21 protein-coding genes are annotated in these 21,664 nt (G+C 58.2%); 15 read left to right on the forward strand and 6 right to left on the reverse strand.

Going from position 1 to position 21,664, the window contains the following annotated elements; all coding sequences use genetic code 11:
* Window positions 1–121 (forward strand): transposase (locus tag CKW20_RS17535; RefSeq protein WP_141228961.1); only part of this gene is annotated, 121 nt, incomplete at its 5' end.
* A 73-nt stretch (window positions 122–194) separates the two neighbouring features.
* On the opposite strand, the gene ccoM is transcribed toward CKW20_RS17535, so the two are convergent.
* The 3 genes from ccoM to CKW20_RS17545 all read right to left on the reverse strand — a co-directional run bounded on the left by ccoM (window position 195) and on the right by CKW20_RS17545 (window position 1,057).
* Entirely contained in the window at window positions 195–305 is a 111-nt protein-coding gene (gene ccoM / locus CKW20_RS30055; protein WP_305883076.1) for a cytochrome c oxidase subunit CcoM, read from the reverse strand.
* Between the two features lie 144 nt (window positions 306–449).
* Window positions 450–611 (reverse strand): hypothetical protein, encoded by a 162-nt coding sequence (locus tag CKW20_RS29620; RefSeq protein ID WP_008074569.1) that lies wholly within the window; start codon window positions 609–611, stop codon window positions 450–452.
* A gap of 104 nt (window positions 612–715) precedes the next feature.
* Window positions 716–1,057 carry an aspartate-semialdehyde dehydrogenase gene (locus CKW20_RS17545; RefSeq protein ID WP_095054064.1) on the reverse strand — a complete coding sequence of 114 codons (342 nt, stop codon included), beginning with the start codon at window positions 1,055–1,057 and terminating at the stop codon, window positions 716–718.
* 229 nt (window positions 1,058–1,286) lie between these two features.
* Between CKW20_RS17545 and rapA the strand changes: the two genes are divergently transcribed.
* Entirely contained in the window at window positions 1,287–4,133 is a 2,847-nt protein-coding gene (gene rapA, locus CKW20_RS17550) for an RNA polymerase-associated protein RapA (RefSeq protein ID WP_095054065.1), read from the forward strand.
* 187 nt (window positions 4,134–4,320) lie between these two features.
* Here rapA and CKW20_RS17555 read toward each other — a convergent pair whose 3' ends face one another.
* Window positions 4,321–5,670, reverse strand: a complete 1,350-nt coding sequence (locus CKW20_RS17555) for an MFS transporter (RefSeq protein ID WP_095054066.1) — start codon at window positions 5,668–5,670, stop codon at window positions 4,321–4,323.
* A gap of 292 nt (window positions 5,671–5,962) precedes the next feature.
* Here CKW20_RS17555 and CKW20_RS17560 point away from each other — a divergent pair, with 292 nt between their 5' ends.
* Entirely contained in the window at window positions 5,963–8,245 is a 2,283-nt protein-coding gene (locus CKW20_RS17560; protein WP_095054067.1) for a bifunctional diguanylate cyclase/phosphodiesterase, read from the forward strand.
* A 248-nt stretch (window positions 8,246–8,493) separates the two neighbouring features.
* Window positions 8,494–10,689, forward strand: a complete 2,196-nt coding sequence (locus CKW20_RS17565; RefSeq protein ID WP_095054068.1) for a hypothetical protein — start codon at window positions 8,494–8,496, stop codon at window positions 10,687–10,689.
* A 206-nt stretch (window positions 10,690–10,895) separates the two neighbouring features.
* On the opposite strand, the gene CKW20_RS17570 is transcribed toward CKW20_RS17565, so the two are convergent.
* Entirely contained in the window at window positions 10,896–11,201 is a 306-nt protein-coding gene (locus CKW20_RS17570) for a DUF2288 domain-containing protein (RefSeq protein WP_095054069.1), read from the reverse strand.
* A 352-nt stretch (window positions 11,202–11,553) separates the two neighbouring features.
* Here CKW20_RS17570 and CKW20_RS17575 point away from each other — a divergent pair, with 352 nt between their 5' ends.
* From CKW20_RS17575 to CKW20_RS17625, 11 genes are all read left to right on the forward strand, one after another.
* On the forward strand, window positions 11,554–12,681 hold the full coding sequence (locus tag CKW20_RS17575; protein WP_095054070.1) for a branched-chain amino acid ABC transporter substrate-binding protein: 1,128 nt from the start codon (window positions 11,554–11,556) through the stop codon (window positions 12,679–12,681).
* Between the two features lie 233 nt (window positions 12,682–12,914).
* Entirely contained in the window at window positions 12,915–13,838 is a 924-nt protein-coding gene (gene livH, locus CKW20_RS17580) for a high-affinity branched-chain amino acid ABC transporter permease LivH (protein ID WP_095054071.1), read from the forward strand.
* Window positions 13,835–15,091: a high-affinity branched-chain amino acid ABC transporter permease LivM gene (locus CKW20_RS17585; protein ID WP_095054072.1), complete on the forward strand. Its 1,257-nt coding sequence runs from the start codon at window positions 13,835–13,837 to the stop codon at window positions 15,089–15,091. Before livH ends, CKW20_RS17585 begins: the two co-directional genes overlap by 4 nt.
* Window positions 15,088–15,855: a high-affinity branched-chain amino acid ABC transporter ATP-binding protein LivG gene (livG, locus tag CKW20_RS17590; RefSeq protein WP_095054073.1), complete on the forward strand. Its 768-nt coding sequence runs from the start codon at window positions 15,088–15,090 to the stop codon at window positions 15,853–15,855. Before CKW20_RS17585 ends, livG begins: the two co-directional genes overlap by 4 nt.
* Window positions 15,856–16,557: an ABC transporter ATP-binding protein gene (locus CKW20_RS17595; protein ID WP_095054074.1), complete on the forward strand. Its 702-nt coding sequence runs from the start codon at window positions 15,856–15,858 to the stop codon at window positions 16,555–16,557. It begins immediately after the preceding gene.
* A gap of 264 nt (window positions 16,558–16,821) precedes the next feature.
* The gene (locus CKW20_RS17600; RefSeq protein WP_095054075.1) at window positions 16,822–17,226 is read left to right on the forward strand and encodes an antitoxin Xre-like helix-turn-helix domain-containing protein; all 405 of its coding nucleotides are present in this window, start codon (window positions 16,822–16,824) and stop codon (window positions 17,224–17,226) included.
* On the forward strand, window positions 17,220–17,912 hold the full coding sequence (locus CKW20_RS17605; RefSeq protein ID WP_095054076.1) for an RES family NAD+ phosphorylase: 693 nt from the start codon (window positions 17,220–17,222) through the stop codon (window positions 17,910–17,912). The genes CKW20_RS17600 and CKW20_RS17605 overlap by 7 nt, the downstream gene beginning before the upstream one ends.
* A 216-nt stretch (window positions 17,913–18,128) precedes the next feature.
* Window positions 18,129–18,434, forward strand: a complete 306-nt coding sequence (locus tag CKW20_RS17610) for a DUF2282 domain-containing protein (protein WP_095054077.1) — start codon at window positions 18,129–18,131, stop codon at window positions 18,432–18,434.
* Between the two features lie 25 nt (window positions 18,435–18,459).
* Window positions 18,460–19,314, forward strand: a complete 855-nt coding sequence (locus tag CKW20_RS17615) for a DUF692 domain-containing protein (protein WP_095054078.1) — start codon at window positions 18,460–18,462, stop codon at window positions 19,312–19,314.
* Window positions 19,311–20,069 (forward strand): DUF2063 domain-containing protein, encoded by a 759-nt coding sequence (locus CKW20_RS17620; protein ID WP_095054079.1) that lies wholly within the window; start codon window positions 19,311–19,313, stop codon window positions 20,067–20,069. Before CKW20_RS17615 ends, CKW20_RS17620 begins: the two co-directional genes overlap by 4 nt.
* A complete protein-coding gene (locus CKW20_RS17625; RefSeq protein WP_095054080.1) occupies window positions 20,066–20,551 on the forward strand; it encodes a DoxX family protein in 486 nt (161 codons plus the stop codon). Before CKW20_RS17620 ends, CKW20_RS17625 begins: the two co-directional genes overlap by 4 nt.
* A gap of 143 nt (window positions 20,552–20,694) precedes the next feature.
* Here the strand turns inward: CKW20_RS17625 and CKW20_RS17630 are convergent, their stop codons facing one another.
* Window positions 20,695–21,609, reverse strand: a complete 915-nt coding sequence (locus CKW20_RS17630; RefSeq protein WP_095054081.1) for a LysR family transcriptional regulator — start codon at window positions 21,607–21,609, stop codon at window positions 20,695–20,697.
* Between the last annotated feature and the right edge of the window lie 55 nt (window positions 21,610–21,664).

Consider the following 21,664-nt stretch of genomic DNA (forward strand, 5'->3'; position numbering starts at 1 on the left):
CACGGGCCAGCTGGAAGGCATAAACAATCGAATAAAGGTCATTAAGCGGATGGCGTACGGTTACCGGGACAGCGAATTCTTTTTCATGAAGATCAAGAGCGTCTTTCCCGGTAATCCGTGAAGAACCAAAAAAAAGGGCGACCGAAGTCGCCCAAAATGCCTTGCGTGCTCATTGCTCCAGAAAGACCCTACGGTTATTTCCGCTTGTGCGAATCCTTCCAGATAAAAAATCCAACCCCTGCAAAAAACAGAACCATGAGGCCGACTGTCAGCACTCCGGCGATCACCACGTTGTCGAAAAACATGATTGGCCTCCTGCACTTGCCTTGTTGCGATGGGGCTAAGTTAACCAATCGGGCAGAAGAGAAAATTGACCGGGATCAATGCCGCCCGAGACGGGGCGTAAAGGAAGGGAAATAACTGACCTGCATCAACCGATGCAGGGTATTTCAACGCTTTTTCGGTTTGTTCTTCGGCTTTTTTTTCGCTTTGCCCAACGGCATCGCCTGCTCGAACGCCTGACGCACTTCGTTCAGGCGCTTTTCATTAAGGTCATGAACACGTTTGGCGCGTTCAGCGTTGAGGTCGATCAGTTTGTCATCTTGGCTCATGGCGTTCAGTGCGTCGCTTGGAAATGAATTCAGCTGCCGCATCGCTCGGCAGGATTACGCCAATAATGCGGTCTGGCGCGGGCGCTGACCAGCGGTCCGACACTTCAGATCTCGATATCGACCCACAACCCCTGACGCGGCTGATTCTCCATCAACGGCACCACCGGCACGGTGTTGTCGGCATTAAGCTCACTGCCGGGGATCGCCAGGTGTTCTTCAGGATCTTCATCGGCCTCACGGCGCCGCCGCTCTTGCTCTTGTTTGCGACGTTGTTCCTCGCGCAGTTGCAGGCCCGCCTCTTCCGGATCGCGCTTTTGCAGGTCGATGGTGCTTTCGTTGGAGCTTTCCTGCACCGGCACCACGGGCGGAATATCCGGGCGCTGGCGGATCGGATCCTGCTGTGAAGTGATCGGGACGGCGCTCAAGGGGAGCATCGGTGGCAACATATTATTAGTCTCCTGTCAGCAGGCTGTCGGCTGCGGGGATGGCGACTTGAGCCATCGGTCGCAAACTTGTAATCCACTTGGCACCACAGGAGCTGGCGCAGCCTGCGATCTTTTGATCTTCATCTCCCGAAAAGTTCGCATCCGCCCTCAGCGCACGCATGTAATCCTTTGGTCCTGCAGGCTCATTCCGTTAAGATAGCCCGCTTTTTCAAGGTGGGAGTCAGGCAGCATGGCGCAGCAGTATCAACCGGGGCAACGCTGGATCAGTGACAGCGAAGCCGAGCTGGGTTTAGGCACCGTTCTGGCACAGGACGGCCGCTTGTTGACCGTGCTCTACCCGGCCACTGGCGAGACCCGCCAGTACGCGCTACGGAATGCGCCCCTCACCCGCGTGCGGTTTTCGCCGGGTGACAGCATCACTCACTTCGAAGGCTGGAAACTGACCGTCCAGGAAGTCGACGACGTCGATGGCCTGCTGGTCTACCACGGCCTCAACGCGCAGAACGAAGTGGTCACCCTGCCGGAAACCCAACTGTCGAACTTCATTCAGTTCCGTCTGGCCAGCGACCGTTTGTTCGCCGGACAGATCGACCCGCTCGCCTGGTTCTCCCTGCGATACAACACCCTGGAACACACCAGCCGCCAGTTGCAGTCCTCCCTTTGGGGCCTGGGCGGCGTGCGGGCGCAACCGATCGCGCACCAATTGCACATCGCCCGTGAAGTCGCCGACCGTATCGCACCACGCGTTCTGCTGGCAGACGAAGTGGGCCTGGGCAAGACCATCGAAGCCGGTCTGGTGATCCATCGCCAACTGCTCTCGGGCCGCGCCAACCGCGTGTTGATCCTGGTGCCGGAAAACCTCCAGCACCAGTGGCTGGTGGAGATGCGCCGCCGCTTCAACCTGCAAGTCGCGCTGTTCGACGAAGAACGCTTTATCGAAAGCGATGCCGCCAACCCGTTCGAAGACACCCAGCTTGCATTGGTTGCGCTCGAATGGCTGGTGGACGACGAAAAAGCCCAGGACGCACTGTTCGCGGCCGGCTGGGATTTGCTGGTGGTCGACGAAGCGCACCACCTGGTGTGGCACGAAGACCAGGTCAGCCCTCAGTATTCGCTGGTGGAACAGCTTGCTGAAGTCATTCCTGGCGTATTGCTGCTGACCGCGACCCCGGAACAACTGGGTCAGGACAGCCACTTCGCCCGTCTGCGCCTGCTCGATCCGAACCGTTTTCATGACCTGCACGCCTTCCGCGCCGAGAGCGAAAACTATCGCCCGGTGGCCGAAGCCGTTCAGGAGTTGCTGGACCAGGGGCGTCTGTCGCCTGAAGCGCACAAAACCATCCACGGTTTCCTCGGCAACGAAGGCGAAGCCCTGCTGAGCGCCGTCAACGATGGCGATACCGAAGCCAGCGCCCGTCTGGTCCGCGAACTGCTGGACCGTCACGGCACCGGCCGCGTGCTGTTCCGTAATACCCGCGCCGCCGTGCAGGGTTTCCCGGAACGCAAACTGCACCCGTACCCGCTGCCGTGCCCGGCCGAATACCTCGAACTGCCATTGGGCGATCACGCCGAGCTGTACCCGGAAGTCAGCTTCCAGGCCCAGCCGGACGCCAACGAAGAAGAGCGCTGGTGGAAATTCGATCCACGCGTCGAGTGGCTGATCGACACTCTGAAAATGCTCAAACGCACCAAAGTGCTGGTGATCTGCGCCCACGCCGAAACCGCCATGGACCTGGAAGACGCCCTGCGCGTGCGCTCCGGCATTCCGGCCACGGTCTTCCACGAAGGCATGAACATCCTCGAGCGTGACCGCGCCGCTGCCTATTTCGCTGACGAAGAATTCGGCGCTCAGGTGCTGATCTGCTCGGAAATCGGCAGTGAAGGTCGCAACTTCCAGTTCTCGCACCACCTGGTGCTGTTCGATCTGCCGTCGCACCCGGACCTGCTGGAGCAGCGTATCGGTCGTCTCGACCGGATCGGTCAGAAGCACATCATCGAACTGCACGTGCCGTATCTGGAAACCAGCCCGCAAGAACGGCTGTTCCAGTGGTACCACGAAGCGCTGAACGCGTTCCTCAACACCTGCCCGACCGGCAACGCCTTGCAGCATCAGTTCGGCCCGCGCCTGCTGCCGCTGCTGGAAGCCGCCGATGACGGCGAGTGGCAAGCGCTGATCGACGAAGCCCGCGCCGAGCGTGAGCGTCTGGAAGCCGAACTGCACACCGGTCGTGACCGCTTGCTGGAGCTCAACTCTGGCGGCGCTGGCGAAGGTGATGCACTGGTCGAGGACATTCTTGAGCAAGACGATCAGTTCGCCCTGCCGATCTACATGGAAACCCTGTTCGACGCCTTCGGCATCGACAGCGAAGACCATTCGGAAAACGCGCTGATCCTCAAGCCAAGCGAAAAAATGCTCGACGCCAGCTTCCCGCTGGGCGACGACGAAGGCGTGACCATCACCTACGACCGTAACCAGGCGCTGTCTCGCGAGGACATGCAGTTCATCACCTGGGAACACCCGATGGTTCAGGGCGGCATGGACCTGGTCCTGTCCGGTTCGATGGGCAACACCGCCGTGGCGCTGATCAAGAACAAGGCGCTGAAACCGGGCACCGTGTTGCTGGAACTGCTCTACGTCAGCGAAGTAGTTGCCCCGCGTTCGCTGCAACTGGGCCGTTACCTGCCGCCGGCCGCCCTGCGCTGCCTGCTCGACGCCAACGGCAACGACCTGTCGACACGCGTGTCGTTCGAAACCCTGAACGATCAACTGGAAAGCGTGCCCCGCGCCAGCGCCAATAAGTTCATCCAGGCCCAGCGCGACCAGCTGACACCACGGATCAACGCCGGCGAAGAGAAAATCACCCCGCGTCACGCCGAGCGCGTGGCCGAGGCGCAACGCCGCCTGGCGGCGGATACCGACGAAGAACTGGCACGCCTGACCGCCTTGCAAGCGGTCAACCCGACCGTGCGCGACAGCGAACTGGTTGCCCTGCGCAAGCAACGTGAGCAAGGCCTGGCCATGCTCGACAAAGCAGCGCTGCGACTGGAAGCGATTCGGGTGTTGGTGGCGGGTTAAGTCTTTCTGCTCCACCGCTATAAAAAAGAAGGCCCGCAGCGATGCGGGCCTTTTTTTGTCTGCTTGATTGTTGCGGTGTTCTTGAGGGCCTCATCGCGGGCAAGCCCGCTCCCATAGGGCTTCGGGTGAATACAAGTTTTGTGAACAACCGAGATCACTGTGGGAGCGGACTTGCCCGCGATGGCGGTTAAGCAGTCGCCGCAGAACCCACAGGCTCAACCACCGCCACCAACCCTTCCTTCATCCGCATGGCATCGCGTACAAAACACCGCGAGGCCAAAAACAGAAACACCATGGTAAAGAACAGCGCCACCGGAATCAGATACATCGCATCATGCAAACCAACAGCCTTGAACGCTTCAGTCATCTGCTCGGCGCCAGCCGAGAGCATCGCGCTGTGCGCGAAGTGATCCGACAATCCGCCTACCACTACCGGCCCCAATCCCCCACCCAGCAGATATAACCCGGCAAAGAACAACGCCATCGCCGTCGCCCGCAGGCGCGGTTCGACCACGTCCTGAATCGCCGTGTACACGCAGGTGTAGAAGTTGTAGGCAAACAACCAACCCAGACTGAACACTGCAACAAATACCCCAATCTCGATCCGCCCGGCATGCAGCGCCCAGGCGGTGCACACGGTTGAAATGATCAGGCTGAACGCCGCGAACAGCAGCCGCCCATTGGCCACCCGCTGGTGAATCTTGTCGGCAATCCAGCCGCCAAGCGTCAGGCCGAACAACCCGGTCACCCCGACAATCACCCCGGTCGCCACCGCTGCGTCCTGCAATGGCATCAGGAAATAACGCTGCAGCATCGGCACCAGAAACGAATTGCAGGCATAGGTGGCGAAGTTGAAGCACAGCCCCGCCATCACCAGCCACAGGAAAGTCGGCACTGCCAGTACTCGTCGGATCGGCCGGTCCACGCGTTCCTGAGACACTTGCACGCTTTCCGCCGCGCCGCGTTTTGGCTCTTTGATGAAGAACATGAAGACCGCCAGGATCAGCCCCGGCACCGCCGCGATGAAAAACGGCGCGCGCCAGCTGTCGAACGCCTTGACCATCCAGCCGATGGTGAAGAACGCCAGCAGCAACCCCAGCGGCAGGCCAAGCATGAAAATGCCCATGGCCCGAGCCCGACGATGAGCCGGGAACAAATCGCCGATCAGCGAGTTGGCGGCCGGTGCATAACTGGCCTCACCGATGCCGATGCCCATGCGAACGATCAAAAAGCTCCAGAAGCTGCCCACCAAACCGTTGACCGCGGTCAGCCCGCTCCATGCCGCCAGGCCCCAGCCCATCAACTTGCTGCGCGAACCGGTGTCGGCCAAGCGCCCCAGGGGCAGGCCGGCAATGGCGTAAACGATAGTGAATGCAGTCCCGATGATCCCCAACTGAAAGTCGCTGAGGTGCCACTCCATGCGGATCGGCTCGATGATGATCGCCGGAATGGTGCGGTCGAAGAAGTTGAACAGGTTGGCCAGGAACAGCAGGAACAGAATGCGCCAGGCATTCGCCGCTTGGGTCGAGTTCTGCATGGGTCCGTCTCTTTATTGTTATTGGGGCTTCACTGCCAACGCATTCGAGCCCGGAACCGTCAATCTAATCAGGCCCACCAGTGCTGTCTGTAATTATTCGTAAAGCTGATACCCACCCATGGCAGCCAACGCGGCCCATTCAACAATTCATTTCCAATTGCTCTAGAGGCCATTCCAAAAACATTGGCATTAATGTGCCACCACCCCTTGCGCTTCATACAAGGCCTCTATACTGCAAGCATTCGCCTGCGTGCATGGCGCAGGCCAGGATGACTCAGAGATGGAACATGCTATGGAGTGGCTTGGTTTGCATTTCATGACCGGGCTGCCAGAGAGCGGGCAGGTCATACTCGATTGCACCCATAACCCTTTGCTGGTGTTGCTGGCCTATCTGGTGGCCTGCACGGCCGGCTTCGCCACGCTGGACATGACCGAGCGGGTCGGACATGTGGAAAAATCCGCCTCTCAACGACTCTGGCGCTGGGTCGGTGCCGGGTGTCTGGCAGGCGGTATCTGGGCCATGCATTTCATCAGCATGCTGGCGTTCCAGGCACCGATCGAAATCCATTACCACCTGCCCACCACCCTGCTCTCGCTGTTGTTCGCCCTGACCGCCTCATGGCTGGCCATGCGTACCCTCAGCCATCCTCAGCTGAATTTCTGGCAATACCTGCGGGCCGCGGTGTGGATTGGCCTGGGCATCGCAACCATGCACTACGTGGGGATGGCCGCCCTGCGATCGAATGCACTGATCTATTACCAACCCGTGCTGTTCGCCCTCTCCATCGTGATCGCCATCAGTGCCAGCCTGGCTGCCCTGTTGATTTCCAGTCATTTGCGCGATGGCACCGGCCTGTTTCATCAACTGCTCAAATACACCGCCAGCCTGGTGCTCGGGGCCGGCATCGTCAGCATGCATTTCACCGGCATGGCGGCGCTCAGCCTGGTACTGCCCGATGGCAGTCTTCAACCGCTGCCCGGCGACAACAATCATCTGCAACTAGGGTTGACGGTGGCAGTCATGACGCTGCTGATCATCGGCAGCAGTATCAGCGCTGCATGGGCGGACAAGAAGCTGCAACACAAAGAACATGACCTGCAGCGGGTCAACGCCCTGCTCAGTCAGCTGGATCAAGCGCGCATGTCGCTGCAACAGGTGGCGCATTACGACCCCTTGACTAACCTGATCAACCGCCGAGGCTTCAGCCAGATCTTCGCCGAGAAACTCATCGAGAAAACCAACGAAGGCGGCATGCTGGCGGTGATGTTCCTCGACATTGACCACTTCAAGCGGATCAATGACAGCCTCGGCCATGATGCCGGCGATGAATTGCTCAAAGTGCTGGCCAGCCACATCAAGGCCTCGGTGCGCAGTCACGAAGACGTGGTGGCGCGCTTCGGAGGCGATGAATTCTGCATCCTCATCACCCTGTACGACCGTGAAGAAGCGCGGCAAATGGCCCAGCGCATCATGTTGAAAATGAAGGAACCCATCGAATTGTCCGGACGGCGCATGGTCATGACCACCAGCATCGGCATCAGCCTGTTTCCGGAAGACGGCAAGACCTGCGAAGAACTGCTGAAAAACGCCGACCTGGCGCTGTACCAGTCCAAAGACTGCGGTCGTAACGCCCTGCATTTTTTCAGTTCAAACCTGAAAACCCGCGCCACCCTGGAATTGCAACTTGAAGAGGAACTGCGCCACGCCCTGCGTGAAAACACCGGGTTGATGCTGTATTACCAACCGATCTATGACCTGCGAATCGGCCAGGTCACCAAACTTGAAGCGCTGATTCGCTGGCAACATCCGGTTCACGGATTGCTCACCCCGGATCGGTTCATCGCCATTGCCGAAGCCAACGGTCTGATCGCCGAACTGGACAACTGGGTGTTGCGCAAGGCCTGCGAGGACTTGGGCGAGCTGTCCCGCCACGATTGCGAAGACCTCAAAATCGCGGTGAATTGCTCGCCCCTGAACCTGGCGCGAGAAGAACTGGCCAATGAAATCGAACATGCCCTGCACGTCTTCGGGGTGGCGCCACACCGGCTGGAACTGGAAGTGACCGAGAATGCGCTAATGGGCAATATCACCAACACTCTGGTATTGCTGCGGCAGATTCGCGCCCTCGGCATTTCGTTGTCGATCGATGACTTCGGCACCGGCTATTCATCCCTGGCCTACCTCAGGCGCCTGCCATTGAACACGCTGAAGATCGATCGCTCGTTCATTCAGGACATCCCCAAGGCGACTCAGGACATGGAAATCGTCCAGGCCATTATCGTCATGGCCCATACCCTGCATTTGCAGGTCGTCACCGAAGGCGTCGAAACCTTCGAGCAATACGACTTTCTCGAACGCCACGGCTGCGATTTCGTTCAGGGCTACCTGCTCAGCCGTCCGGTGCCGCTGGCCGAACTGCGTCCGGTGCTGGCTGAAATCAACCAGCGCAAGCACATGCACACCATCAATCCTCTGAGTCTGGCTCGCGGTATAGCTGCACTAGCGTCGACGGATCCTTTTCCAGAAACCTCTGCCCCCCATGGAGGCGCATCAGTTGTGCGGCCAATCCGCTGACCGGAATCCAGCCGACTCCGGCAAATCCAGCGAAGCTAACGTTGCCATCATTTAGCCTCCTTTTGATTAAAGATCATCGAATATTGGCCGATTCATCATGATTAAGGAAAGGATTCCCCCGAGCGACGCTCAGGCCCAGGCCCTGACGCTTGGGTCACCTTCGCGCTGCAAAAAGACGCGAGATCCATTCCGTGATGACTCGATGACACCTTGTCGCCGAGCCGACCACTCCAGGTATATGGCGCACAATGACTTCTAAAAACAATCCGGCCACCGCGGTATCCGACCTGACCCTGAGCCCCGCGGCGAACAGCCCCTCATCGTCGAAGCCATTGACCCCGTCGCGTCCGCTGGCGACTCAGCAATACCTGTACTTCACCGAAACCAATACCGACCGCATCCTCGACAATCTCGACGGCTTGCGCGACCTGGTATTCCCGCGCCCACCGCATCTGGAAGGCGACAACGAACAGCACAGCGATCAGGAATTCCCATCGGTATGCCTGATCGGCCTGGGCCGTTGTGGTTCGAACATCGCGTTGGACGTGGCGGAATTGGTGTACAACGCCCGCAAGTTCTATCTCAACGAATTCAACAACGAAGACCGTCTGTCGCCGGACAAACGCTACGCCGAAAAGGGCTACAGCCCGGCGCAGTGGATTCGCAATAACCTGCGCCTAGGGACGAACAAGGCCACTAAACCGGTGTTTCTGGTTGAGCCGTTGGTGATGCTCGGCGATCTGGACAAGGACATCGCCGGTCGCATCCGCTTCTCGCGCAAGGGCGAAAAAAGCGGCTTTTTACGCGACTACAGCAAAATGAAAATCATGGACTTGTCGGAAGTCCACGCCGGTGGCGCCGGTAACGCGCCGATCCTCGGCCAGTACCTGGCCAAGATCATCCTGAACAAGGATACCCAGCGATTCTCCAGCCCTGACTGGAAGATGATTCACTCGTACCTGATCGACAGCTGCGGGATCAAGGCTAACCAATCGCGCCTGTATTTCTCGATCTTCAGTGCCGGCGGCGGTACCGGTTCGGGCATGGCCTCGGAATTCGGCCTGGCCCAGCAGCACTCGTACATGAACAAGACGTTCGACACCAAACCGATGGACGAGCACGACAGCAAGAGCGGTCATTCCTTCGTCTTCGAGCCGATCTTCACCAGCGGCATTTGCGTACTGCCGAACATTTCCGATCACCGCAGCGAAATGTCCGAGGCGCTGCACATCAACGCCGGCCGCCTGCTGTGCAAATACCTGTCGGAAGAGTGGGACTTCTCCTACAACTTCGCCAATGAAGACAGCAGCGAAGCCAGCGTCATGGGCCGTATTCGCCCATGGAACGCGATGATGCTGATCTCCAACGACATCATGCGTTATGCCGAAGAAAGCGATGACGGCAATATCCAGAACATTGATGTCAATGCCATGGAAAAGCACGCCAACCAGTACATCTCACAGCAGATCTTCAACATTCTGACGGCGCAGGCGGTGACCACCGACTACGATCAGAACTATTTCCGTCGCGCCGGCATCGACATCGGCGAAACCATTCGCCTGGACGCCAACGACCTGTTCATGAGCCTGGCCGGCCCGGTGGCGATTGCCTACGCCGAATCCGTGGTACCGGAAACCCCGCCGCCGAACAGCGACAAGTTCAAGGTGTTCGAGAAAGAGCCACAGCGCCTGAACATCGACGACCTGTTCTTCCGCTCCATCGACCTGCCGCACTTCAACAAGGTCACCCAGGCCATCGAAGGCATCAGCCTGCTGCCGATCGAGTCCAAGCGTTATCGGGCGTCGCTTGAGCAGTACAAGAATTCGGGCTATGACGCGGCCGCATTGCATGACCTGCACTTCTTCAAGAATTGCTCGTCGGTGGTGTCGATTGTGTCGCTGCCCAAGGACTACAAGCTGTCCTACATGGACCTGAACCGGTTGAAGACCCATCTCAACAGCCTGTTCCCCAACACCACCCTCAAGCGTTATGCGCTGGTGATCGGCGCCTCGGCCAACCTGTCGCTGACCACCCTGATCGCCAAGAGCCCGTGCCTGTCGGACGACTTCCTGACCCTGATCGTGGCCTTCATCAAGCGCTGCTTTGCGAAAAACCCGTATCGCTTCGACGAGACCCTGGACAACTCGATCCTGGACTTCATCATCAATGAAGACTTCGACGAAAACCGCATCGACGAGCTGCTCAATGAATTCGAAAACCCGGCGAAAATTCTCGATACCAACTGGTACGCGATCAAACCGATGTACGAGAAGAAGTACCGTGAGCTGATCAACGACAAGGATAAGTTTGTCTCGATCAACGACATCCGCCTCTCTCGGGATTGTGTGAAGAAGGCGATCAAGTATCTGCGCGAGATTTACCGTCACCGGATTGGCAAAACCAAGGTTATTTCTTTGAATAACCACACCGGCAAGACTGCTTGACCCACCTACTGTCGATCGTTCCCACGCGGAGCGTGGGAACGATCACAATTAAGCAGCCAATCGGCTGCTCAATAAACTGTTCCCGTTACGTTTACGTCACCCTCGCCAAGATCCTTCTGTGGCCTTTCTCTACGGCAACATGCCATCACGCTACTCGGCTACACACTTTTAACCGACAAAGCAACGCACCAATTTAGTGCGAGCGCTCAGTTCGTCGCCCTTTCCTGGATCAGAATCCACGGTGAAACAACCACCGCCCAAAGTTCGGGATCGCGTTCAAAAAGATCGAGCGCCCGTGTTTCAGACAGCTTGGCGACCTTGTCGGCGGCCAGCCAGGCAGCGACTTTCTCGCCTTCATCAGTTGCCACCGCTTCTGCCGCAGCGATCAAATCCAGGCTTGGGTCGACCCACAATAGGGCACCCTTGGCGAAGAACGGCTCCAACTCTTTCCAGGTAATAGATGCGGTTTCACCAAGCAGTTTGGCATAGAGGGTGCTAGCGTCTTGAGTCATGGGTCCTGTCCGCAAAAGAAATCCGACGTGAATGATAACGTCGGTAATGCGCCAGAAAAACCCGGATGCAATTGCGTTACCGATTGAAAAACGCAGGAAAAGCCAAGGAATGCTGCTGAATCAAGTATTAGCCAGCTAACATCCCGCCGTGATTCTGTCTTTTTCTTTCAATAAAGCGACACCCTCAGGTTTTGCCCCCTGGCGCCAGCTTCCCAGGCTAACAATCGGCGCTCTACACTGTACCGGTACAGTTGCCGGGGGCATTTTCCGGAGGGTATCGAAAGATATCTGACCCGGTTCTGCTGCTACGGCGCCAGGACTATAAAAACTACAACAGTAAGAGTGGAGCACTATGACTAAGGCTACTAAGCAGATTTCAAAACTGTTTGCCGCTATGGTTCTGGCCGGGGTTGCCAGCCATTCGTTCGCCGCTGACACCATCAAGATCGGTATCGCCGGCCCTAAAACCGGCCCTGTAGCCCAATACGGCGACATGCAGTTCAGTGGCTCCAAAATGGCCATCGAACAAATCAACGCCAAGGGCGGCGTCGACGGCAAGAAGCTCGTCGCGGTTGAATACGACGATGCTTGCGATCCAAAACAAGCGGTGGCTGTCGCGAACAAAGTCGTCAACGACGGCGTCAAGTTCGTGGTCGGTCACCTGTGCTCCAGCTCCACTCAACCGGCGTCCGACATCTACGAAGACGAAGGCGTGATCATGATCACCCCGGCTGCTACCAGCCCGGACATCACTTCTCGTGGTTATAAAATGGTGTTCCGTACCATCGGTCTGGACAGCGCCCAAGGCCCTGCCGCCGGTAACTACATCGCCGATCACGTCAAACCGAAAATCGTTGCCGTTCTGCACGACAAACAGCAATACGGTGAAGGCATCGCCAGCGCCGTGAAGAAAACCCTGGAAGGCAAAGGCGTCAAGGTTGCCGTGTTCGAAGGCATCAACGCCGGCGATAAAGATTTCTCCTCGATGATCGCCAAGCTCAAGCAAGCCAACGTCGACTTCGTCTACTACGGCGGCTACCACCCGGAACTGGGTCTGATCCTGCGTCAATCCCAGGAAAAAGGCCTGAAAGCCAAGTTCATGGGTCCGGAAGGCGTGGGTAATGACTCCATTTCGCAGATCGCCAAGGAATCTTCCGAAGGCCTGCTGGTGACCCTGCCGAAATCCTTCGACCAGGATCCGGCCAACATCGCCTTGGCTGACGCGTTCAAAGCCAAGAAAGAAGACCCGAGCGGTCCGTTCGTGTTCCCGGCCTACTCGGCTGTGCAAGTCATCGCAGATGGCATCAAGGCCGCCAAGAGCGAAGACACTGCCAAAGTGGCTGAAGCTATCCACAAAGGTACGTTCAAAACCCCGACCGGCGACCTGTCTTTCGACGAAAAGGGCGACCTGAAAGACTTCAAATTCGTGGTTTACCAGTGGCATTTCGGCAAACCTAAAACTGAAGTTTCGCCTCAGTAAGGCCTTGGCCTGACTGACTGCCAATAAAGCCCACGGCGTGCCGTGGGCTTTATTTTACGAACGTATTGGGCCGCGCTGGCGTGATCCGCCAGCCTCCCCACCTGAAAATCTCAAAACCGTCATCAGCGGTTCGCTGGCAAACCTCGAATTCGAAGTGGATGCAGATCCACGGGGCTCGAGCGGGAAAATGACTCCACCAGTGAAATGCGTATCAGGTTTTTAGGAGCGCTGTAATGCCTGACATCTATCACTTCTTCCAACAGCTGGTTAACGGTTTGACCGTTGGCAGCACGTATGCCCTGATCGCCATCGGCTATACGATGGTTTACGGCATCATTGGAATGATCAACTTCGCCCACGGCGAGGTGTACATGATCGGCTCTTACGTGGCGTTCATCGCCATCGCCGGGCTGGCCATGCTGGGACTCGACAGTGTCCCGCTGTTGATGACCGCGGCTTTCATCGCGACCATCGTCGTTACCAGTGCCTACGGTTACAGCATCGAACGGATCGCCTACCGCCCCCTGCGCGGCAGCAACCGTCTGATCCCGCTGATCTCTGCCATCGGCATGTCGATCTTCCTGCAGAACACGGTTCTGCTGGCGCAAGACTCCAAGGACAAATCCATCTCCAACCTGATCCCTGGCAACTTTGCCATCGGGCCAGGTGGCGCACATGAAGTGCTGATTTCCTACATGCAAATCGTGGTGTTCGTGGTGACCCTGGTCGCCATGCTCGGCCTGACGCTGTTCATCTCCCGCTCTCGCCTGGGTCGCGCCTGCCGCGCCTGTGCCGAAGACATCAAGATGGCCAACCTCTTGGGTATCAACACCAACAACATCATCGCCCTGACCTTCGTCATTGGTGCCGCACTGGCGGCCATCGCGGCCGTGCTGCTGAGCATGCAATACGGCGTGATCAACCCGAACGCCGGTTTCCTGGTCGGCCTCAAGGCCTTCACCGCAGCAGTACTGGGCGGTATCGGCAGCATCCCCGGCGCGATGCTCGGCGGGCTGGTGCTTGGGGTGGCGGAAGCCTTTGGTGCCGATATCTTCGGCGACCAGTACAAGGACGTCGTGGCGTTCGGCCTATTGGTCCTGGTGTTGTTGTTCCGGCCAACCGGCCTGTTGGGCCGTCCGGAGGTTGAGAAAGTATGACTAGGAATCTTAAACAGGCGTTGTTCAGCGCCTTGCTGGTGTGGGCTGTTGCCTACCCGGTACTGGGTCTGAAACTGACCATTGTCGGCATCAACCTCGAAGTCCATGGCACCAGCAACGCCACGCTGATCACCATCGCCGTGTGTTCGGTGCTGATGTTCTTGCGGGTGCTGTTCGACCAGCAGATCAGCTCGGCGTGGAAAGCCTCGCCCAACCTGCCGGTGATGCCGGCCAAGGCCAGTACCTTCCTGACCCTGCCGACCACCCAGCGCTGGATCATCATCGCGTTGATCATCGGTGCGCTGGTCTGGCCGTTCTTCGGCTCCCGCGGCGCGGTGGATATCGCCACGCTGGTGCTGATCTACGTGATGCTCGGCCTCGGCCTGAACATTGTGGTCGGCCTGGCCGGCCTGCTCGACCTCGGTTACGTCGGCTTCTACGCCGTGGGCGCCTACAGCTACGCGTTGCTGTCGCACTACTACGGCCTGAGCTTCTGGATCTGCCTACCGATCGCCGGGATGATGGCGGCCACCTTCGGCTTCCTGCTCGGTTTCCCGGTGTTGCGTTTGCGCGGTGATTACCTGGCGATCGTGACCCTGGGTTTCGGTGAAATCATCCGTCTGTTCCTGCGCAACCTGACCGACCTCACCGGCGGTCCGAACGGCATCAGCAACATTCCCAAGCCAACGCTTTTCGGACTGACCTTCGATAGAACTGCCGCAGACGGACTGCAGACCTTCCACGAGTACTTCGGCCTGACCTACAACCCGGTAAACAAGGTGATCTTCCTTTACCTGATCGCGGTGTTGTTGTCGCTGTTCGCCCTGTTCGTCATCAACCGTCTGCTGCGCATGCCCCTGGGCCGCGCCTGGGAAGCGTTGCGTGAAGACGAAATCGCCTGCCGTGCATTGGGTCTCAATCCCACGGTCATCAAGCTGTCGGCCTTCACCCTCGGTGCTGCGTTCGCCGGTTTCGCCGGTAGCTTCTTCGCCGCGCGCCAAGGCCTGGTGACACCGGAGTCCTTCACCTTCATCGAGTCGGCGACCATCCTCGCCATCGTGGTGCTGGGCGGCATGGGCTCGCAACTGGGCGTCGTCCTCGCCGCCACGGTGATGATCCTGTTGCCGGAAATGATGCGTGAGTTCAGTGAATACCGCATGTTGATGTTCGGCGCCTTGATGGTGCTGATGATGATCTGGCGTCCTCAAGGTCTGCTGCCGATGCAACGCCCTCACATGGAGCTGCGCAAATGAGCCGTGAGATCCTGAAAGTAGAAAATCTGAGCATGCGCTTCGGCGGCTTGCTCGCGGTCAACGGCGTAGCCCTGAGCGTGAAGGAAAAACAGGTCGTGGCACTGATCGGCCCCAACGGCGCCGGCAAAACCACTGTGTTCAACTGCCTGACCGGTTTCTACAAACCGAGCGGCGGCAGCATCCTGCTGGATGGCGAAGCGATCGAAGGCCTGCCCGGCCACAAGATCGCCCTCAAAGGCGTGGTGCGCACCTTCCAGAACGTGCGGTTGTTCAAGGACATGACCGCGGTCGAGAACCTCTTGATCGCCCAGCACCGTCACCTGAACACCAACTTCCTGGCTGGCCTGTTCAAGACCCCGGCGTTCCGCAGAAGCGAACGCGAGGCCATGGAATACGCCGAGTACTGGCTGGAAAAGGTCAACCTCAAGGCGTTCGCCAACCGTCCGGCCGGCACCCTGGCCTACGGTCAGCAACGTCGCCTGGAAATCGCCCGCTGCATGATGACCCGCCCACGGATCATCATGCTCGACGAACCGGCCGCCGGCCTGAACCCGAAGGAAACCGAAGACCTCAAGGCGCTGATCGGCATGCTGCGTGAAGAGCACAACGTTACCGTGCTGCTGATCGAACACGACATGAAACTGGTCATGAGCATTTCCGACCACATCGTCGTGATCAACCAGGGCACGCCTCTGGCCGACGGCACGCCGGAACAGATCCGCGACAATCCTGAAGTGATCAAAGCCTACCTGGGGGAAGCGTAAATGCTGCAGTTCGAAAACGTTTCCACCTTCTACGGCAAGATCCAGGCGCTGCACAGCGTCAACGTCGAAGTCCGCCAGGGTGAGATCGTGACCCTGATCGGCGCCAACGGTGCCGGCAAGTCGACCCTGCTGATGACCCTCTGCGGTTCGCCGCAAGCCCACAGCGGCAGCATCCGCTACATGGGCGAGGAGCTCGTCGGCCAGGACTCGTCGCACATCATGCGTAAAAGCATCGCCGTGGTTCCGGAAGGTCGTCGGGTGTTTGCCCGTCTGACCGTGGAAGAGAACCTCGCCATGGGCGGATTCTTCACCGACAAGGGCGATTATCAGGAACAGATGGACAAGGTCCTCGGACTTTTCCCACGTTTGAAAGAACGCTTCGCCCAACGCGGCGGCACCATGTCTGGCGGCGAACAGCAAATGCTCGCCATCGGCCGTGCGCTGATGAGCAAGCCCAAGCTGTTGCTGCTCGACGAGCCTTCGCTGGGCCTGGCACCGATCATCATCCAGCAGATCTTCGACATCATCGAACAGCTGCGCAAGGACGGTGTGACGGTGTTTCTGGTGGAGCAGAACGCCAACCAGGCCCTGAAAATCGCTGACCGTGCCTACGTGCTGGAAAACGGCCGTGTGGTGATGCAAGGTACCGGTGAAGCGCTGCTGACCGACCCGAAAGTACGCGAGGCGTACCTGGGTGGTTGAGCGATTGTGGTAAACAAGAAAACGGCCTTCGGGCCGTTTTTTTATGATTTCTGGAATTCTCAATCGGTCGACTAAAACGACACCGATCCCATAGGAGCCGGCTTGCCGGCGAAGGCGTTTTCATCGGCGCTGCATGACGTGAAGCCGCCTTCGCTGGCAAGCCAGCTCCTACAGATGCCGTGAACGCCATGCTCAATTGCTAGCTTGATCTACAGATACATTATCAATATATTTGTATCCGTAGACCAACTCGAAGTGACCACCATGACAGCAATCTCCCAAGCTCAAGGATTCACCAAAGACCAGTGCGTGACTGGCTTGCGAGCCGCTGTAGGCATACTCGAAAAGTGGCAGGCGTCGAGCGATCAGGCTTGTCGTATCCTGCGCATTTCCCGCAGTACGTACTCACGGGCCAAGCAGCGCGATCCCGACTGGTCCGTAAGCCTGGATTCAGACCAGATGCAGCGCATCAGTTTTATTCTCAACATCCACGCCACTCTGCGCCTTGTTTTTGATAACCCTGAGAACGTCTATGGTTTTGCGGCGATGGCGAACGAAAACGAGTTCTTCAATGGCCGTACCCCGCTCGACATCATGTCCCAGGGGGACATGATTTCCCTGTACGAGACGTTTCGGCGGATCGACATGCTGCGAGGCGCACAATGGTAATGGTGAGCCAACTGCCAGCATTGGCCGGTGAACAGTTGCAGGCCTACCGATTGGTCAATTCAAAGTTTCCGCCCATTGCGTTGTTTGACGATGTGGCGGACGCGGACGAATTTGATGTTCTGTTTCAGATACAGGCCCTCACCAATCCGCGGCTGCAAAATGAGGTCGGTCGGCTTGAGCTGATACCGCGTGCACAGATTCCCTTTGGCATCCCTGGGTGCTCTTACGCGACAGCGCCTTTCACTCACGTCAACCCAGCGGGTTCGCGTTTCAGCGATGGCAGTTTCGGTGTGCTGTACTTGGCTGCCTCGATGGAAACCGCGCTGGCTGAGGTGCAATATCATCAGAATCAGTATTGGTCGAAAGTTCAGGGCCTCAATTACGAGAGGTTCGTTTTCCGGGGTTTATCCTGCACGTTCGTTGACGAAGCCATGAGGGATGCCGTCTCCATTCCGATGAACGATCCGATCTACGATCCCGTCGATTACACGCACTCCCATCGTTTGGGAAAGGCAGTCAAGGAGGCAGGGTACTTTGGTCTGCGATACAACTCTGTGCGTATGCCTGGCAACTACTGCTGGGCGCTGATGACCCCCAGCCCCGTCTCTTCAGTCATTCAAACAGCCCACTACGAGATGATCTGGAATGGCCAGATCACCGGCGTCAATAAAATCAGCGTTGCCTGACCGTGTTACCGGCGTAGTAGATGCCCACTGTCATACCGCCATCGCGAGCAGGCTCGCTCCCACAGGGGGTTGCCGATCGTTCCCACGCTCTGCGTGGGAATGATCAGTGAAACAAAAAGTTTTGTGGTGAGCTGTAACGCATCGCCCTGTCGTTTCTCTAGAGCAGTAAGCAAGCACAAACGTTTGCCAATCCAAGCTCAATTTCGGAGAAACATCATGACTGCTACCACCCGAACCCTGTCCGCCACCGCCCTGGTTCTGGCCCTCGGTTCTGCCCTGAGCATCGCCGCTGTCTCCACTGCCCATGCCGCTGACGCCAACATGGAAAAATGCTTCGGCGTGGCCATGAAAGGCCACAACGATTGCGCCGCAGGCTCTGGCACCACTTGCGCTGGCACGGCAAAAACCGACTACCAGCCAAATGCTTTCAAACTGGTGCCTAAAGGCACCTGCACCACCACGATGAGCAAAACCTCGCCAACCGGTTTCGGCCAGTTGGAAGCCTACAAGGCCAAGTCGTAATCAGAACCCAGCCTGAGTGTCGACCATGAGCTATTTATCTTCCGGGCTCCCGCCCCGCTCCGGGCTGGGGCTCAAGACCGAGCACTTTCGTGAAGTGCTCGGTGCACAACCGGACATCGGTTTCTTCGAAGTCCACGCCGAAAATTACATGGTGGCCGGCGGCCCGTTTCATCATTTTCTGGGGTTGATTCGCGAGCAGTATCCGCTGTCGCTGCACGGCGTTGGCCTGTCCATTGGTGCCGAAGGCCCACTGGATAGTCAGCACCTGAAAAGGCTTGCCGCGCTGATCGAACGCTATCAACCCCAGTCCTTTTCCGAACACCTGGCCTGGTCCAGCCATGGCACGGTGTTTCTCAATGACCTGCTGCCTCTGGCCTACGATGCGCCGACGCTGAACCGCGTCTGCGAGCACATCGATCAGGTGCAGAGCACCCTCAATCGCTCGATGCTGCTGGAGAACCCGGCGACGTATCTGGCGTTCCAGCGCTCGACAATCGATGAAGCCGACTTCATCAGCGAAGTCATTCGCCGCACCGGCTGCGGCCTGCTGCTGGACGTCAACAATATCTACGTCTCCTGCATCAATCATCAAAGAGATCCGCTGGCCTACATCGACGCACTGCCGCTGCACGCAGTGGGAGAGATTCATCTGGCCGGGTTTGCCGAAGACACCGACAGCCTCGGCGACCGTCTGCTGATCGACGATCACGGTGCGCCCATCGATAACGCGGTTTGGACGCTGTACCGGCAAGTGCTGGATCGAGTCGGGCCGATCGCCACATTGATCGAGCGCGACAACCGAATACCGGCCTTCAGCGTGCTGCACGCCGAAGCCCGTCAGGCCGATGAGTTGCTGCACCGCACAGGGGGTCGGCGATGAGTACTCAAGCCGCTTTTGCCGCCGCCCTGCTCGATCCACAATGGCCCTGCCCCGAGGGCTTGTTCAGTGCCAACGGTGCCGATTCCGCCAGTCGTTTCGCGGTGTATCGCAACAATGTGCAGAGCTCGCTGATCAATGCCCTGGCCGACAGTTATCCCGTGGTTTCGCAGTTGGTGGGCGATGAGTTCTTTCGGGCGATGGCGGGGCTGTATGTGCGGAGTTACCCGCCTCAAGGCCCACTCATCAACGACTACGGCAAGGACTTCGCCGAGTTCATCGACCGTTTTGAACCAGCAGCCAGCGTGCCTTATCTGGCCGACGTGGCGCGGCTGGAGCGGTTGCGCATTCAGGCTTATCACGCCGCCGACGCGCAACCCTTGAGCCATGCGCAGATCGCTGCCGCGCTGTCAGACCCGCAGGCGCTGAGCGAACTGACGGCCGGGCTCCATCCCTCCTTGAATCTGCTGACTTCAGCTTTTTCCGTGGTCTCGATCTGGGCGGCGCATCAACAGGACGCGACGCTGGCCGGGATCGACCTCGACCACGGGCAAAACGCGCTGGTTTTGCGCAACGATCTGGAGGTTGAGGTCTTTGCCATCGACCACGGCGCCAGCACCTTCATACAGAACCTGCGAGACGGCCAATCGCTGACCCAAGCGTTAGAGACAGCGCCCGCCTTCGATCTCAGTCAAACCTTGGCGCTGCTGATCAGCCACAACGTCATTACCCATTTACACCACGAGGTATCGCCATGAACCTCCATCAGAACCCCATCACCCGCGCCATCGCGCTGCTGGAAAAAATACCCCACAGCCTGATCGCTTTTATCGCGCGTTTTTCCATTGCCGCGGTGTTCTGGAAGTCCGGGCAAACCAAGGTGGAAGGCCTGGCCATCGACTTGATCGACGGCACGTTTCAAATCGGCGTACCAAGGCTGGCGGACTCGACCATCCCGTTGTTCCAGAGTGAATATCAGCTGCCATTGCTCTCCCCGGAACTGGCGGCGCACCTGGCGGCCTTCGCTGAGCATTTCTTTCCGGCTCTGATTCTGATCGGCTTCGCCACACGTTTTTCGGCGTTGGCACTGCTGAGTATGACGCTGACTATTCAGCTGTTCGTGTACCCAGATGCCTATCCAACCCACGGCACCTGGGCTGCGGTGTTGCTGTACTTGATGGCGACCGGGCCGGGCAAGTTGTCGATCGATCATCTGATTGCCAAGCGTTACGCCCACTGACGCGACCTCATAACCCCAGACGATGAAGATCCAATGTAGGAGCGAGCTTGCTCGCGATAGCGGTGGATCAGTCACCATCAAAGTTGAATATCAGATTGCATTCGCGAGCAAGCTCGCTCCTACAGGAGTTGCGTAGTGACACGTCATCGTTGAAGTCGATCCAATGCCTCACCACTGCGCTTGAACCAACCGATCAAATAATCCGCCAGCACTTGGGTACGCTTCGGCAAACCGCCCTGATACGGGTGCACCAGGTACATCGGCATGCTGCGAGTCTGATAATCGCGCAGGAGCCATCTCAAACGCCCATCAGCCAATTCCTCTTGCAACAAATAGGACGGCAAACGCGCAACGCCCGCACTGGCCAATGCAGCTTTCTTCAAGAGGTTGTAGTGGTTGCTGGCGAACGGCCCTGACACTCGCACCCGCAGTAACTCGTGCTGTTGGTGATAGAGCCATTCTTCGCGACCGCTGTAATGGCTGTTGAGCAGGCAGCGGTGTTCCGCCAGTGCCTGAGGCGTCAGTGGTTCACCGAATCGCTCAAGATACGCGGGGCTGGCGCAGGTCATCTCATGCCAGGCCAGCAGCGGTCGGGCGACCAGGCGTTCGTCGTTGGCCACTTCCGAGCGGATCGCCAGATCGAAACCGTCCCGGGACAGGTCACGGTAGTTATTGTTGAGCTCCAGTTCGATCTGCACCTCGGGGTACTGCCGGGAAAACTCCAGCAACGCGCCGTCAAAGAACGTTTCCCCCAACGATACCGGAACCGTCATCCGCACCGGGCCGGCCATGTCGTCTTTCAACCGCGCCAAAGCCTGACGCGCGCGCTCGACTTGAATCACCAGTGCCTGAGCTTGCGGCAGCAGCGCCGCACCCGCCGCCGTCAGGCTCAACCGGCGCGTGGTGCGTTGTAGCAACACCACGCAAAACCGCGTTTCCAGCAGGCTGATGCGCTTGGAGAGTTGCCCTTTGCTGCAACCCAGTTGCTGCGCCGCCAGGGTGAAACTGCCTGCCTCGATCAACACCGCGAATGCCGCGAGGTCGTCCATTTCGCTCATCGGATTGTTTCCATTTGAAAACCAAAGGTTGCCTATTAGCCCGCTTATCAATGGA

The sequence above is a fragment of the Pseudomonas sp. Irchel s3b2 genome (genome assembly GCF_900187445.1).
GTDB lineage: Bacteria > Pseudomonadota > Gammaproteobacteria > Pseudomonadales > Pseudomonadaceae > Aquipseudomonas.

Bases quoted from the DNA above. Each gene is read 5' to 3' on its own strand.
- CKW20_RS17575 (WP_095054070.1), top strand. From the start codon at position 11,554: ATGACTAAGGCTACTAAGCAGATTTCAAAACTGTTTGCCGCTATGGTT.
- CKW20_RS17570 (WP_095054069.1), bottom strand. From the start codon at position 11,201: ATGACTCAAGACGCTAGCACCCTCTATGCCAAACTGCTTGGTGAAACC.
- CKW20_RS17555 (WP_095054066.1), bottom strand. From the start codon at position 5,670: ATGCAGAACTCGACCCAAGCGGCGAATGCCTGGCGCATTCTGTTCCTG.
- CKW20_RS17585 (WP_095054072.1), top strand. From the start codon at position 13,835: ATGACTAGGAATCTTAAACAGGCGTTGTTCAGCGCCTTGCTGGTGTGG.
- CKW20_RS17610 (WP_095054077.1), top strand. From the start codon at position 18,129: ATGACTGCTACCACCCGAACCCTGTCCGCCACCGCCCTGGTTCTGGCC.
- ccoM (WP_305883076.1), bottom strand. From the start codon at position 305: ATGTTTTTCGACAACGTGGTGATCGCCGGAGTGCTGACAGTCGGCCTC.
- CKW20_RS17605 (WP_095054076.1), top strand. From the start codon at position 17,220: ATGGTAATGGTGAGCCAACTGCCAGCATTGGCCGGTGAACAGTTGCAG.
- CKW20_RS17595 (WP_095054074.1), top strand. From the start codon at position 15,856: ATGCTGCAGTTCGAAAACGTTTCCACCTTCTACGGCAAGATCCAGGCG.
- CKW20_RS17620 (WP_095054079.1), top strand. From the start codon at position 19,311: ATGAGTACTCAAGCCGCTTTTGCCGCCGCCCTGCTCGATCCACAATGG.
- CKW20_RS17615 (WP_095054078.1), top strand. From the start codon at position 18,460: ATGAGCTATTTATCTTCCGGGCTCCCGCCCCGCTCCGGGCTGGGGCTC.
- CKW20_RS17625 (WP_095054080.1), top strand. From the start codon at position 20,066: ATGAACCTCCATCAGAACCCCATCACCCGCGCCATCGCGCTGCTGGAA.
- livG (WP_095054073.1), top strand. From the start codon at position 15,088: ATGAGCCGTGAGATCCTGAAAGTAGAAAATCTGAGCATGCGCTTCGGC.
- CKW20_RS17600 (WP_095054075.1), top strand. From the start codon at position 16,822: ATGACAGCAATCTCCCAAGCTCAAGGATTCACCAAAGACCAGTGCGTG.
- livH (WP_095054071.1), top strand. From the start codon at position 12,915: ATGCCTGACATCTATCACTTCTTCCAACAGCTGGTTAACGGTTTGACC.
- CKW20_RS29620 (WP_008074569.1), bottom strand. From the start codon at position 611: ATGAGCCAAGATGACAAACTGATCGACCTCAACGCTGAACGCGCCAAA.
- rapA (WP_095054065.1), top strand. From the start codon at position 1,287: ATGGCGCAGCAGTATCAACCGGGGCAACGCTGGATCAGTGACAGCGAA.
- CKW20_RS17560 (WP_095054067.1), top strand. From the start codon at position 5,963: ATGGAGTGGCTTGGTTTGCATTTCATGACCGGGCTGCCAGAGAGCGGG.
- CKW20_RS17565 (WP_095054068.1), top strand. From the start codon at position 8,494: ATGACTTCTAAAAACAATCCGGCCACCGCGGTATCCGACCTGACCCTG.
- CKW20_RS17545 (WP_095054064.1), bottom strand. From the start codon at position 1,057: ATGTTGCCACCGATGCTCCCCTTGAGCGCCGTCCCGATCACTTCACAG.
- CKW20_RS17630 (WP_095054081.1), bottom strand. From the start codon at position 21,609: ATGAGCGAAATGGACGACCTCGCGGCATTCGCGGTGTTGATCGAGGCA.